The sequence below is a fragment of the Corynebacterium faecium genome, assembly GCF_027257105.1.
Taxonomy (GTDB): Bacteria; Actinomycetota; Actinomycetes; order Mycobacteriales; family Mycobacteriaceae; genus Corynebacterium; species Corynebacterium lehmanniae.
This window is the reverse complement of sequence record NZ_JAPYJX010000007.1, coordinates 143,484-156,677: the sequence shown is the minus strand read 5'-3', so window position 1 is coordinate 156,677 and position 13,194 is coordinate 143,484. Positions and strand designations below refer to the sequence as shown.

Here is a 13,194-nt window from a genome sequence, read left to right as displayed (position 1 = left end):
TATGCCGTTGCGGCGTCGGTTTCAGGGTCGGTTGCAGGGTCGGCAGACAATGTAAGGTGAACAAGCGTGATTGATCTGAAGCGTGTGCGCGAAAACCCCGAGGCTGTCCGCGAGTCCCAAAGGGCCCGCGGCGAAGACCCTGCGCTTGTGGACGAGCTGCTGGCCGCCGACGAGGCCCGCCGCTCCGCCATCCAAAAGGCGGACGAGCTGCGCTCCGAGCAGAAGGCGTTTGGCAAGAAGATCGGCCAGGCCGCCCCCGAGGACCGCCCGGCGCTGCTGGAAGGCTCCAACGAGCTCAAGGCCCGCGTGAAAGAGGCCGAGGCGGAGGAGGCCGCCGCGCAGGAGAAGCTGGAGAAGCTGCAGTACTCCATCGCCAACATCATCGAGGGTGCGCCGGCCGGCGGCGAGGAGGACTTCGTCGTAATCGAGCACGTCGGCGAAGTGCCCGAGTTCGACTTCGAGGTCAAAGACCACCTGGATCTCGGCGAGGCGCTCGGCATCATCGACATGAAGCGTGGCACCAAGGTCGGCGGCGCGCGCTTCTACTACCTGGCGGGCGACGGCGCCTGGCTGCAGCTGGGCATGCTCATGCTCGCCGCCCAGAAGGCGCGCGAAGCCGGCTTCAAGGTGATGATCCCGCCGGTGCTGGTGCGCCCGGAGGTCATGCAGGGCACCGGTTTCTTGGACGAGCACGACGAGGAGATCTACTACCTCGAGCGTGACGACATGTACCTGGTGGGCACCTCCGAGGTGGCGCTAGCCGGCCTGCACCAGGACGAGATCATCGACCTGTCCGACGGCCCGCTGCTCTACGCCGGCTGGTCCTCCTGCTTCCGCCGCGAGGCCGGCTCCTACGGCAAGGACACCAAGGGCATCCTGCGCGTCCACCAGTTCGACAAACTGGAGATGTTCGCCTACTGCAAGCCCGAGGACGCCGAGGAGATGCACCAGAAGCTGCTCGGTCTGGAGCGCGAGATGCTCGGCGCCGTGGAGGTGCCCTACCGCATCATCGACGTCGCGGCCGGCGACCTCGGCTCCTCTGCCGCCCGCAAGTTCGACACGGAGGCGTGGGTGCCGTCGCAAGGCACGTACCGCGAGCTGACCTCCACCTCCAACTGCACCACCTTCCAGGCCCGCCGCCTGCACACCCGCTACCGCGACGCCGACGGCAAAACCCAGACCGCCGCCACCCTCAACGGCACCCTGGCCACCACCCGCTGGCTGGTGGCAATCCTGGAGAACAACCAGCAGGCGGACGGCTCCGTGCGCGTGCCCGAGGCGCTGCGCCCGTGGGTGGGCAAGGAAGTGCTCACGCCGTAATGGATACGCGCCGATACCGCGGCTTCACCGTCCCGCGGCTCTACGAAGGCATCTCCGCCAACCGCGACGAGGCCGTGGAGAAGTTCTACCAGGGCCTCGTCCGGTTCGCCCGCCGCGTCATGCGCGCGACGAACATCGACGTCACGGTCATCGGCGCCGAAAACATCCCTGCGGAAAGCGGCGCGATGCTCGCCGGCAATCACACCGGCTACGCCGACTTCATCCTGCTCGGCACTGGCCCGTATCTGCACGGCGAGCGGCTGGTGCGGTTCATGGCCAAAAAATCCGTCTTCGAGGTGCCCGTTTTGGGTTGGCTGCTCAAGTTGATGAAGCACGTGCCGGTGGACCGCGCCCGCGGCGGCGCCTCCATCGCGCCGGCTGTGGAGATGCTGCGCGAAGGCAACCTCGTGGGCATCTTCCCCGAGGCCACCATCTCGCGGTCGTTTGAGCTGGCAAACTTCAAAACCGGCGCTGCCCGCATCGCCCACCAGGCCGGGGTGCCGCTCGTGCCGTGCGTGATGTGGGGCTCGCAGCGCATCTGGACCAAGGACCTGCCGAAACACTTCTGCAACGTGCCCGTCATCGTGCGTTACGGCGAGCCCGTCCACCTCACCGGCGACGCCGAGGCGGACACCGCCGAGCTGAAGCGACAGATGCAATTGCTTCTCGACGCCTCACGGTCCGAATACGCCTCCCTCTACACCGACGGCGCGGGCGAGGCATGGATGCCGGTCGCGCTCGGCGGCACCGCGCCCACGCCGGAGGAAGCCGAGGAGCTCTACGCGAAGGAGCGCGCCGAGCGCGAAGCGAAGAAGCTGCGTAGGAAAGGTTGATGCTTCATGCCTGTCGACGCCACCGGTGACGCCCCGCGCCTGATCATCTCCGACATCGACGGCACCTTCATCACCTCCGCCGGCCGCGTCACCGACAGGCTGCGCGCAGTGATCGTGCGCGCCGTCGAAACCGGCGCCCACTTCGGCCTGGCCACGGGGCGTCCGCACCGCTGGCTCATCCCCGTGCTGGAGCAACTTCCGCTCGCACCGGTGTGCGTGTGCGCCAACGGGGCCGTGGTCTACGACCCAGCCACAGACCGGGTGCTGCACGCCTTTGAGCTCTCCCCGTCCGCGATGGCCGAGGTCGTCGAGGCGGCGGAGCGCGTCCTCGCCGATGTGCCGCACGGCTACGGCGTGGAGCGCGTCGGCTCGTCCGCGCTCGACCCGGAAGAGGAGTGCTTCATCATCACGCCTGAGTACAACCGGGACGCCTGGGACAGCCAATTCGGCGTCACCGACACCCAAACCCTGATCAGCCAGCCGGCCGCGAAGCTGCTGGTGCGCTGCCCCTCCATGACTTCGGCGCAGATGTACGAGCTCATCGCGCCAGAGGTAGACCCCGAGCTCGCGCACGTGACCTACTCCATGGACGAGGGCCTGATCGAGGTGTCCTGCCCCGGCGTGAACAAGGCCGCCGGCGCGCGCTACCTGGCCGAGCGCTACGGCGTCACCGCCGCCGACGCCGTTGCGTTCGGCGACATGCCCAACGACCTGGAGCTTCTGCGCTGGGCCGGTGTTGGCGTGGCGATGGGCAACGCGGCACCCATGCTTCACGACGCCGCCGACCACGTCACCGCCACCAACAACGAATACGGTGTCGCGCGCGTGCTCGAGCGCTGGTTCTAGCTCGCCTGCTGCTCCAGGCCCGCGAGCCAGGTGCGGTACGGCGTGGCAATCCGGTTGGGCAGCTGGTGCACCCCCGGGCGCTGGTCAATGGCGTTCTGGATCTGCGCGATGAACCCGTCGGTGCGCGCGTTATCCCACCCCACCCTGCGCACCACGGCGCCTTGATTCTGGAGTTGGGTTTCGCGGTGGCGTTCACGTCGTAAAGCTTCTGCTGCATCCCCGAACACCCCGCTGTTCTTCTCCAGCCCGTCCGCCTCGAGCACGAGGAAGCCGTTGATGAGCACGTCCGCCCACGCGACCGTGGGCCATCCATCCGCCTCGGTGATGCTGAAGCCGACCTGGAACTCGATGGCCTCCACGCCCGTGAGGCGGCCGTCGGCGATCGCGCGCAGAATCGCATCGCGCACGATGGTCTCCAACGCACTCGCGGACGTGTCGGCGGAGTGGCAGATGAGCTCGCGGAAGGCCTTCATGCCGCGGGCGCGAGTGAGAATCTCGGTCTTTTCCAGCAGGTAGTCCGTGGTGAGATGCTCGTGCTTGAACCGCGCGGACTCGATCTGCACCAGCGCCTCGAGCGCGCCGTAGTAGCGGAACGAGTCAAACATGGCACGGATCGCTGTCGCGGTGCGGATGCCGTTGTGCTCGACGAACTCCGCGTCGCGGAGGAGGCCGCTGCGGTAGATCCTGTCCGGGTACTTCTTGCCCCAGGCCCGGGACGACCCAGGCATCGCAAGATCTACCGTGGTCACCCATTTGTATGTGGAAAGGTCGAGCCACCGTGCAGCGGCCGGGCCCGTGATTGCTGCGGTTTTGCACTGTGCTGCGACCTTCTTGATCAGATCCAGCTCAGCCTGACGTTTCTCTTGAATTCCCCCCATGGCAGGGAGTATTGCACGGTCTGTGTTGCTCGTCCACGCGAGCGCCGTGGGTCGAGTGGGGTGTCTGGGGTGGTGATGTACGGATCGTCTAGCACGGTGGGAACTGCTGCTAGACGATCCGCTTTTGACGCACGCGTTTCCCCAGTTCGTAATGAACATCAGTGCCAGTAGTACGCTGATCGTCTAGCAAGCTGCGGCTGTTGCTAGACGATCCGTGCTGCTAGACGATCCGAGCAGACGTTTTGGTGCGAAACCTGCCCTCAAGCACCCACCACAGCCAGCGCACCCCACCCCCACCCGTAAAATCGCGCGCATGGCTTTGATTGCGGCGATTGACCAGGGCACGACGTCGACGCGCGTGTGCATCACACGCACAGACGGCAAGGTTGTTGCCCAGTCGCAGTTCGAGCACACCCAGTACATGCCGCAAAAGGGCTGGGTGGAGCACGATCCGATGGAGATCTGGCGCAACACGCGCCGGGCGTTGAGCGAGGCGCTCGCGGACGAGGACATCAGCGAGCAGGACATCGACGCGCTCGGCCTGACCAACCAGCGAGAAACGGCGGTGATCTGGGAAAAGGCCACGGGCAAGCCGATCTACAACGCCATCGTGTGGCAGGACACCCGCACGAACCACGACGGCGACGCCGCGAAGTATCTGCGCAAGACGGGGCTGCTTCACAACTCCTACCCGGCGGCGCCGAAGTGGGCGTGGATCCTGGACAACGTGCCAAACGCAAGGCAGCGCGCGGAAAACGGCGAGCTGCTCGCGGGCACGATCGACACGTGGCTGATCTGGAACCTCACCGGCGGCGCGAAGGACTTGGACCGCGCACTGCACTTGACGGACGTGACCAACGCGTCGCGCACCTTGCTCATGGATTTGGAGACGCTGCAGTGGGACATGCAGCTTTGCGACGAGCTCCGCATCCCGCCACAAATCCTCCCCGAGATCCGCCCGTCGGTGGGCAACTTTGGCAAGATCCGCCCCCGCGGTCCGTTGGCGGGCGTGCCGATCACCGGCGTGCTCGGCGACCAGCAGGCCGCCCTGTTCGGCCAGGGCGGCATCCGCGAAAACGACGCGAAGATGACCTACGGCACGGGGCTATTTATGCTGCTCAACACTGGTGCGACGCCGAAGTTCAGCGACCGCGGCCTGCTCACCACCGTGGCGTACCAGATCCAGGGCCAGCCGCCGGTGTACGCGCAGGAGGGCTCGGTGGCGGTGGGTGGTTCGCTGATTCAGTGGCTGCGCGACCAGCTCGGGATCCTGGGTACCGCCGCGGAGTCTGAAACTCTGGCCAGCCAGGTTGAGGACAGCGGGGGAGTGGTGATCGTGCCGGCATTTTCGGGACTGTTCGCGCCCAGGTGGCGCCCTGATGCGCGTGGGGTGATCGTGGGGTTGACCCGGTTCGTCGATAGGCGGCATATTGCCCGGGCCGCGCTCGAGGCGACGTGTTTGCAGGCGCGCGAGGTGGTGTGCGCGATGGGCGGGGAGCCGAAAGCGCTGAAGGTCGACGGCGGGATGACCACGAACGACCTGCTCATGCAGATGCAGGCCGACATCCTCGGCCTGACCGTCGAGCGCCCCGCGAACACGGAGACCACGGTGATGGGTGCGGCGTCGGCGGCGGGCATGGGCATTTCGCTTATCGACGAACCGCTCACGCTCGGCCCCGCAACCACCTGGGAAAGCGAAATGGCCGGCCCCGAAAGGGACCGGCTTGTCGCCGCGTGGGAGGACGCGGTGTCGCGCTGCCTAAATCTGGCCTAGTTTGCGTTGATGTCCACCGCGTTGGTGGACGGGTTGTAGGTGATGAAGCCGCCTTCGAAGTCCACGCGCACGGTGTCGGCGGTGGGGTTGAACTGCTGCGTCACCGGCATGCCCAGCGGGCCGGCGTCCAAGCCCTGCTGCAGCCAGGCCTCCGCGATCTTGCCCACCAGTGCGATGATCTCGCCTTCGTTGTTGCGGGCGCCGATGCCGTTGGAGTACAGCGCCACGGCCGGGCCGGTCGGGCCGCCGACGCCGGCGACGAGCTTGCCCAGGGTGGGCTCGAGCGTGGTCCAGACCTGGGCTGCCTCACTGGAGCCGAACGCGTTGAGGGTGGGCGCGACGGCCGGGCTGATCTGCTTTGCCAGGTTGGCTGCCTGCGCCAGCGTCAAGCCCTCGAAGACCTGGGTGTCGCCGTCGTTGGAGACGGTGGGCAGCTGGTCCTGAGCGGCCAGGAACAGCAGCACCAAACCGATGGCGGTGCCTGCCACGGTGGCGATGGTGTTCGGGTCGCCGGAGGAAAGTGCGGCCAGGGTGCCGTCGGGGGTGCCGTTGCTTGGGCTGCCCTCGTGCTTCGGTGTTGGCGCCGGGGCGGTAGCCGTCGCGGTGGCGGCGTCGGTCGCCGTTGCAGCAGGGGTCGTGGTGGTGGACGTGTTGTCGTTGCTGCCCAAGCGGTCCAAGACGGAGCCGATGCCGGAGCGGCCGCCGCCCAGGGAGCGGTACTTCGTGGCCGCGGTCGCGCGGATCACGGGCAGCTTGGAGTACAGGTTGTCGCCCGGGCAGGTGTTGTAGTGGAAGTCGCGGTGGGCGTTGATGTTGTTAAACATCGCGCCCTGGCCGGCTGCGTACTTGGAGTCGCGGAAGTTGCCCTCGGCGAAGTGGTAGCTGGAGCCGGTGGGGTCGAAGCCCGCGACGGCGGCCTTCCAGCCGATGATCTCGCCCATGGCGCGAAGGGCGGCCGGGGTGGGCTCGGCGGTCTGGTAGTCGCCAAGCATGGACACGCCCCAGGTGTTTTGGTTGAAGGAGCCGACGTGGGCGCCCTGCGGGCCGCGGTCCATGCCGCCGGCGCGGCCTTCGTAGATGTTGCCGTACTTATCGACGAGCGCGTGGTAGCCGATGTCGCCCCAGCCCAGGTTGTTGGTGTGGTAGTTCCAGATGCCGCGCACGATGCCCGGTGCCTCGGCCTCGGAGTAGTTGTTGGAACCGGCCGTGTGGTGCACGGTAGCGGCGGTGGTGGGCTCGGAGTAGTACGGGGTGCTGCTGCGGCCGGCGCCCCACTGCGCGCGGGTGACAACCTTGGGCATGCCGCGGGTGTAGGAGTCGGCAACCGGCTGGATGCCGCCTTGCGCGGTGCCGGTGCCGCCGTCCAGGAACACGGCTTCGATGTCGTTGGCGGTGGTGGGGGCGTCGGAGGCGGCGCGGCCGCCTTCAAGCAGGTCCACGTTGCCGGTGGAGACCTGGATGCGCTTAGTGCGGCCGACGTAGATCGGCTCGGTGCCGAACTTGTCGGAGCCCGCCTGCGGGTCTGCCGGGTCCATCTCGAACCACTCGGACCAGGCGCCGTCGGCCTTTTGGGAGCGCACGTACGCGGCGACATCCCGGTCGCCGGTCCAGGTCAGGCCCACGATGGAGAACTCGCGGTCGTTGGTGAACTCCTTGACCACGCGGCGCACGTGGTCTTCTTCGCCGCCCTGGGTGCGGATGGCGGCGTCGTCGACGGTGATGTTGTCGCCGGAAGCGAACGATGAGGTGGTGGTGTAGACCTCCGGGGCGCCTGCGCCGAGGGACTGCACCTGCAGGATGCGATTGCCGTTGAACGCGTTGACGGCGACCAGTGCTGTGACGAGGAGGACGGACACGATCACGGGCATGATCGCGGCCCGGGCGGGTCGGGCCGCGCCGCCCTGAATGCTGCGACGTTGCTGCACAGTAATACTCCTGGGGTTCTATGTGTTCACTGCGAAAGCAGTGGCAAATGTGACAGAAACGAAGTGTAGTGCAAGTTCAAGTCTCAAGAAAGACTTGAGACTTTTGGGGCGTGTCGTGGCGGAGCTCCGTCGATAGGCAATTGTGCGAAAATAGGCCTCATGGCATACGACCTCATTGTTGTTGGATCGGGTTTCTTCGGCCTCACCGTGGCCGAGCAGGCGGCGAGCGAGCTGGGCAAACGCGTCCTCGTGGTGGAAAAGCGCAGCCACATCGGCGGCAACGCGTACAGCGAAAACGAGCCGGAGACCGGCATCGAGGTGCATAAATACGGTGCGCACCTGTTCCACACCTCCAACGAGCGGGTGTGGGAATACGTCAACCGCTTCACCGATTTCACGGACTACCAGCACCGCGTCTTCGCGATGCACGACGGCACCGCCTACCAGTTCCCGATGGGGCTCGGCCTGATCAACCAGTTCTTCGGCCGCTACTACTCGCCGGAAGAGGCGAAGAAGCTCATCGAGGAGCAGCGCGAAGGCCTCGACCCCGCGGCCGCGACGAACCTGGAGGAGCGCGGCATTGCGCTCATTGGCAAGCCGCTCTACGACGCGTTTGTCAAGCACTACACCGCCAAACAGTGGCAGACCGACCCCACCGACCTGCCGCCGGAGATCATCTCGCGCCTGCCGGTGCGCTACACCTTCAACAACCGCTACTTCAACGACACCTACGAGGGCTTGCCCGTCGACGGCTACGCCGCCTGGCTGGAGAAGATGGCGGAGCATGAGCTTATCGACGTCCGCACGAATACCGACTGGTTCGCCGTCGCTTCCGAAATCCGCGCCGAGAACCCGGACGCGCCCGTGGTCTACACCGGGCCGCTGGACCAGTACTTCGACTACGCCGAGGGCCGCCTGGGCTGGCGCACCCTCGACTTCGAGCAGGAAGTGCTCGAGGTCGGCGACTTCCAGGGCACCCCGGTGATGAACTACAACGACGCGGACGTGCCGTACACCCGTATCCACGAGTTCCGCCACTTCCACCCGGAGCGCTCCGAGTACCCCACCGACAAGACGGTGATTGTGAAGGAATACTCCCGCTTCGCGGAGGACGACGACGAGGTGTACTACCCGATCAACACCCCGGAGGACCGTGAGAAGCTCGAAGCGTATCGACGCCTCGCGGCCGAAGAATCCGAGCAGAACAACGTCCTGTTCGGCGGCCGGTTGGGCACCTACCAGTACCTGGACATGCACATGGCCATCGCCGCGGCGCTGACCTTGTTTGACAACCAGCTGCGCCCGTTCTTCGAGTCCGGCGAGCCGCTGAGCCAGCCCCGCGGGCACTAAGGCGCTGTTCGGCTCCGCCCTTCCATTCCGCGGATCCAACTAGTAGTACCTCGTTTTTCGCCCTCAGGGGGGGGAGGCGGATAGCTGGGTCCTGATAGCTGGATCCGCAGCGGGGGAGCGAGGGGCGGCCGTGCGCGGAGCCCGGGCGCTAGGGTCGGTGGCATGGCAACGCAAGAGATTTTCGTTCACCCCGACTGCCCGGACTGCGCGGGCGTCATCGCCGAATACAACGACAACCCGCACAGCTTTGGCGACGCTGAGCTTCTCGACGTCACCGAGCTCGGCAGCCTCAAACGCTTCCTGCACTACCGTGACCGGCTGTCCGGTTACGCCGCCGTCCGGGACGCCGGCAAGATCGGGGTGCCCTCGAAGGTGCTCGACGGCACCACGGTGGAATTCTTCGACGCGGTGTAGCCACTGGGAGTTCGGCGAGCCCTCGGTTCCCCTCTCGGCTAAAGCAAAGCGCCGACCGGCTTGTGGGAAGTAATTACGTTTCCTGGGATGCAGTCGGATCTTCCCTTAGGTTAGGCAAGCCTATATAGTTTGCGGGGTGAGTTTTAGGCCTTTCCTTGCAACCGTCGCCCGCAGTGAACGCATTGCACCGAGTTTCCAGCGGGTGACGTTCACCGGGGTCGACTCCATGGGGCCCGCCGTTCCCATTAGGGATTTGCGTATCAAGCTGCTGATCCCGCCTGCCAGTGGTCTGTTCGAGCTTCCGGAAGAGGGGTGGTGGGAAACGTGGCGTGCAATGCCGGAGCACATGCGCGGCCACCTGCGTACCTATTCCATTCGGGAGTTCCGGCGAAGTGCTGATGGGCCTGACGAAGTGGATGTGGATTTTGTTTTGCACAGCGATAGTCCCGGTCCCGCCTCGGCGTGGGCGCAGGACGCACAACCTGGACAGCAGCTGCTGATTGTTGGGCCAACCCGCGACGACGATTCCGGTGTTGGTATCGAATTTGACCCGGGGTCTGCTGCAGTCGCGCGCCTCTACGGCGACGAAACTGCGCTACCTGCAATGGCTCGAATCTTGGCGGATTGGCCAGAGGGGCTCGCCGGTTCTGTCGATATTGAGGTACCTGCTGGCAATCACCTGCTCATCGACTCCCCTCCACAGGTTGATGTCCGCTGGCACTTTCGCGCACAGGGGGACTTCGACTACGGAGGCTTGCTTCGTGCGCAGCTGAAAAAGGAGGTTGAATCCCGTTGTGCCTGCGCTTCGCTGGGGGCAGGAAAACCTGGTCTTGTGGATGAGATCCCGCTCGATGAAGTCTGGGAGACACCCACGTATTCCAGCAGTGGTGAATCTATAGCTCCCACTTCGGATACTGCAGGGCATACCTATTACTGGATCGCCGGGAAGAATACAGCTGTGACGGTGATGCGGCGGCTCCTGGTGGGTGAGGCGGGCGTGCCTCGCCACCACGTGTCGTTCATGGGGTACTGGAGGTAATGGAGTTGCAGCGTGAGTAAACGTGTTGGGCTTGTCGCCTTCCTGGTGGTTTCCACTGTGTGTGCGGCGCTGGGGTCGCTGTTGATCGGGGCGCGCGAAATGGGGTTTGAAACAGCGGTGAGCGCGGTTCGTGATGGAATCGTGCTGGCGTTCTCGGACACGGCTGAACAACTTGAGGCATCCAGCGATAAGGCGAAGATCATTGCGCAACTCCGTGTTCCGCGCACCCTGCTTGGTTTGCTGGTGGGAGCAGCGCTGGGCACTGCGGGAGCACTACTGCAGGGGCACACCCGAAATCCGCTAGCGGACACAAACTTGCTGGGCGTCGGGCCTGGCGCTGCGCTTGCTGTGGCAGCAGCCATTTCTTTTCACGGCTCAATGACGGTATTGGGCACTGTCGGGGTGGGATTCCTCGGGGCAATGCTTGCGGTGGCTCTTGTATTCGTGCTCAGCATGAGAAGCCTAGGATCCACTCCGATTACGGTGGTGCTTGGAGGTTCCGCGTTGGGCGCGGTCTGTTCTGCGCTGACGAGCGGCATCGTGCTGACGCATACGCAAAGCCTTAATGAGATGCGGTTTTGGACAGCGGGTGCTATTGCCGGACGCGATATGCAGGTGGTCGCAGTCCTCACTCCCGTGATTGTCTTCGGTCTCGTGGGCGCCTTTGTTTCGGCGAATCAGCTGAACCTCCTAAACCTGGGAGATGACGTAGCAAATGCGCTTGGCGTCAGAGTATCCATCGCGCGGACCGTGGGCATTGTCCTGGTTGCGTTGCTCACCGGTGCAGCGGTGGCTGGGGCCGGACCAATCGGGTTCGTCGGCCTGGTAGTTCCACACCTTGTGCGCACCCTCACGGGGCCGGATTACCGCTGGGTGATGCCGTGCTCAGCACTAGCTGGAGCGACGTTGCTCTTGCTTGCCGACGTTTTTGGTCGCGTCATCGCACGCCCCGGAGAATTGCAGGTGGGCATCACGCTTGCCTTCGTTGGAGCCCCATTCGCACTGCATATCTTGCGGAAGGGGACGAAACTCTGATGCGGGTTGTCGCGATGAATAGTGTTCTAGCGGTGCTGGCCTTAGCTGCGGCCTTTGGGGGCGTGATGGTCGGAGATTTCGAGCTATCGGTTCGAGACATAGTTTCCGCTCTCATGGGCCAAACCACGGAGTTGGCCCGGACCGTAGTTCTCGAGTGGCGCTTGCCACGAGTGGTCACGGCGCTGGGTGTAGGTGCTGCGCTGGGCTTTGCCGGGGCAATCTTCCAGACCATTACAAGGAACCCATTGGCCAGCCCTGACATCTTGGGTGTCACCTCGGGCGCATCCGCTTTCGCTTTGACTGCGTTGCTCGCTGGTGGCAGCGCCGGGATGACGTTGCGTGCACTGGGCGTGCCGCTCAGTGCATTCCTCGGCGGAATGGCCGTGTCCGCGGCGATCTGGTGGCTGAGCCGTGGCGCTGTACTCGGTTCCTTCCAGCTTGTTTTCGCTGGAATCATCATTAATGCGCTGGCGATGGCTTACAATTCGTTCCTGCTTGTTCGCGCCGACTATCGGGATGTGGGCAAGGCGCAGGCGTGGGTAACCGGTTCGGTGGGTTCAGCTGGTTGGCACGACGCAATCGCGGTACTCATTGCACTGGCGGTCGTCATTCCGCTATTGCGGTGGGCAGCCTTCAAGCTTGAGGCGCTCTCGCTCGGGGAGGACACCGCGGCTGGTCTCGGGGTAGAGCCCCGGCGTACCCAGCTCATCCTCATGCTGATGGCTGTGATGCTGGCATCGATGGGCGTTGCGGCGTCTGGGCCGATAGCCTTCGTGGCGTTTGTCGCGCCACAGATCGGTCGCAAGATCACCCATGCAGCAACGCCGCCATTAGGAACCGCGATGCTCGCCGGCGCGGCGATCGTCTCCGTCGCTGACTTGGCGGTGCGAACCCTGGTGCCAGGGAACCTGCCGGTGGGGATAGCTACGACGGCAATCGGTGGTGCAGTGCTGCTCTACACGCTGTTGCGTGCAACACGAAAGGTGTCCATATGATGCTTCAAGTCCGAAATCTCACGGTGAGTTATGGCGCTTCCGTCATCCTCGACGGCATTGATCTCGACGTGCCCAAAGGCGGTATCACCACAATCGTCGGCCCAAACGGTTGCGGCAAGTCAACGCTGTTGCGAGCATCAGCAGGGCTTCTTGCACGCGACTGCGGCACGGTAACGCTGAACGGCGTGGACATGGCGGAACTGGAGCGCCGCGAGATTGCACGTCAGCTGGCAGTATTGCCGCAGACCCCGGTCGCTCCCGAGGGGTTGACGGTTCGTGATTTGGTTGGCCGCGGACGCCACCCGCATCAATCCTGGTTGCGACAGGATTCAGCTGAGGATTCCCGTGTGGTCGATGCGGTTATGGAACTGACCAATGTCACGGAGTTTGCAAACCGTCCGCTCGAGCGGCTTTCTGGTGGTCAGCGTCAGCGTGCATGGATTGCGATGGTCTTAGCGCAGGAGACTCCGCTCGTATTTTTGGACGAGCCTACGACCTATCTCGACTTGTCTCACTCTGTCGAGGTCTTGTCGCTGGTACGTCGACTCGCTGATCAGGAGGGGCGGACCGTGCTTATGGTGCTGCATGACTTGAACCTCGCTGCACGCTACTCAGATCAACTCGCCGTGATGCGGCGTGGCGAGGTGGAAGCGGTCGGTGCGCCCGCCGAAGTGCTCACCGAGTCCTTACTGGACCGTGTTTTTCATCTGCCTGCTGTCGTGGCAACAGACCCGGTAAACGGGGGTCCACTGGTTGTCCCCCGGTAAGCACCACTTCTGCCTGGT

Annotated in this window: 12 protein-coding genes; 10 read left to right on the top strand and 2 right to left on the bottom strand. The window is 64.6% G+C overall.

What is annotated here, in order from left to right; all coding sequences use genetic code 11:
* Window positions 1–66: 66 nt before the first annotated feature.
* From serS to O5O53_RS09325, 3 genes are read left to right on the top strand one after another with little or no spacing between them, the layout of a single operon-like run.
* Window positions 67–1,320 (top strand): serine--tRNA ligase, encoded by a 1,254-nt coding sequence (gene serS / locus O5O53_RS09335; protein ID WP_181889245.1) that lies wholly within the window; start codon window positions 67–69, stop codon window positions 1,318–1,320.
* Window positions 1,320–2,153, top strand: coding sequence for a lysophospholipid acyltransferase family protein (locus O5O53_RS09330; protein ID WP_269511618.1), 834 nt, complete (start codon window positions 1,320–1,322; stop codon window positions 2,151–2,153). The genes serS and O5O53_RS09330 overlap by 1 nt, the downstream gene beginning before the upstream one ends.
* Window positions 2,154–2,159: 6 nt before the next feature.
* Complete coding sequence (locus O5O53_RS09325; protein ID WP_239306130.1) at window positions 2,160–2,999, top strand: HAD family hydrolase; 840 nt, start codon at window positions 2,160–2,162, stop codon at window positions 2,997–2,999.
* Here O5O53_RS09325 and O5O53_RS09320 read toward each other — a convergent pair.
* Window positions 2,996–3,877 carry a hypothetical protein gene (locus O5O53_RS09320; protein ID WP_269511616.1) on the bottom strand — a complete coding sequence of 294 codons (882 nt, stop codon included), beginning with the start codon at window positions 3,875–3,877 and terminating at the stop codon, window positions 2,996–2,998. The two genes, O5O53_RS09325 and O5O53_RS09320, sit on opposite strands and share 4 nt — an antisense overlap.
* Window positions 3,878–4,190: 313 nt before the next feature.
* On the opposite strand from O5O53_RS09320, the gene glpK reads away from it, so the two are divergent.
* Window positions 4,191–5,651 carry a glycerol kinase GlpK gene (gene glpK / locus O5O53_RS09315; protein ID WP_269511613.1) on the top strand — a complete coding sequence of 487 codons (1,461 nt, stop codon included), beginning with the start codon at window positions 4,191–4,193 and terminating at the stop codon, window positions 5,649–5,651.
* Here the strand turns inward: glpK and O5O53_RS09310 are convergent.
* A complete protein-coding gene (locus tag O5O53_RS09310; RefSeq protein WP_269511611.1) occupies window positions 5,648–7,576 on the bottom strand; it encodes an N-acetylmuramoyl-L-alanine amidase in 1,929 nt (642 codons plus the stop codon). The genes glpK and O5O53_RS09310 overlap by 4 nt on opposite strands.
* 159 nt (window positions 7,577–7,735) lie before the next feature.
* On the opposite strand from O5O53_RS09310, the gene glf reads away from it, so the two are divergent.
* From glf to O5O53_RS09280, 6 genes are all read left to right on the top strand, one after another.
* Window positions 7,736–8,926 (top strand): UDP-galactopyranose mutase, encoded by a 1,191-nt coding sequence (glf, locus tag O5O53_RS09305; RefSeq protein ID WP_269511609.1) that lies wholly within the window; start codon window positions 7,736–7,738, stop codon window positions 8,924–8,926.
* 162 nt (window positions 8,927–9,088) lie between these two features.
* Entirely contained in the window at window positions 9,089–9,340 is a 252-nt protein-coding gene (locus O5O53_RS09300; protein WP_269511607.1) for a hypothetical protein, read from the top strand.
* A gap of 136 nt (window positions 9,341–9,476) precedes the next feature.
* Complete coding sequence (locus O5O53_RS11775) at window positions 9,477–10,379, top strand: siderophore-interacting protein (protein WP_269511605.1); 903 nt, start codon at window positions 9,477–9,479, stop codon at window positions 10,377–10,379.
* Window positions 10,380–10,391: 12 nt separating this feature from the next.
* Complete coding sequence (locus O5O53_RS09290; RefSeq protein WP_269511602.1) at window positions 10,392–11,414, top strand: FecCD family ABC transporter permease; 1,023 nt, start codon at window positions 10,392–10,394, stop codon at window positions 11,412–11,414.
* Window positions 11,414–12,409 (top strand): FecCD family ABC transporter permease, encoded by a 996-nt coding sequence (locus tag O5O53_RS09285; RefSeq protein ID WP_269511599.1) that lies wholly within the window; start codon window positions 11,414–11,416, stop codon window positions 12,407–12,409. Before O5O53_RS09290 ends, O5O53_RS09285 begins: the two co-directional genes overlap by 1 nt.
* Window positions 12,406–13,176 (top strand): ABC transporter ATP-binding protein, encoded by a 771-nt coding sequence (locus tag O5O53_RS09280; RefSeq protein WP_269511596.1) that lies wholly within the window; start codon window positions 12,406–12,408, stop codon window positions 13,174–13,176. Before O5O53_RS09285 ends, O5O53_RS09280 begins: the two co-directional genes overlap by 4 nt.
* Window positions 13,177–13,194 lie beyond the last annotated feature (18 nt).

Excerpts from the sequence above, each read along its gene's own strand:
- O5O53_RS09285 (WP_269511599.1), top strand. The coding sequence starts at position 11,414 with ATGCGGGTTGTCGCGATGAATAGTGTTCTAGCGGTGCTGGCCTTAGCT.
- O5O53_RS09325 (WP_239306130.1), top strand. The coding sequence starts at position 2,160 with ATGCCTGTCGACGCCACCGGTGACGCCCCGCGCCTGATCATCTCCGAC.
- glpK (WP_269511613.1), top strand. The coding sequence starts at position 4,191 with ATGGCTTTGATTGCGGCGATTGACCAGGGCACGACGTCGACGCGCGTG.
- O5O53_RS09320 (WP_269511616.1), bottom strand. The coding sequence starts at position 3,877 with ATGGGGGGAATTCAAGAGAAACGTCAGGCTGAGCTGGATCTGATCAAG.
- O5O53_RS09330 (WP_269511618.1), top strand. The coding sequence starts at position 1,320 with ATGGATACGCGCCGATACCGCGGCTTCACCGTCCCGCGGCTCTACGAA.
- O5O53_RS09280 (WP_269511596.1), top strand. The coding sequence starts at position 12,406 with ATGATGCTTCAAGTCCGAAATCTCACGGTGAGTTATGGCGCTTCCGTC.
- glf (WP_269511609.1), top strand. The coding sequence starts at position 7,736 with ATGGCATACGACCTCATTGTTGTTGGATCGGGTTTCTTCGGCCTCACC.
- O5O53_RS09300 (WP_269511607.1), top strand. The coding sequence starts at position 9,089 with ATGGCAACGCAAGAGATTTTCGTTCACCCCGACTGCCCGGACTGCGCG.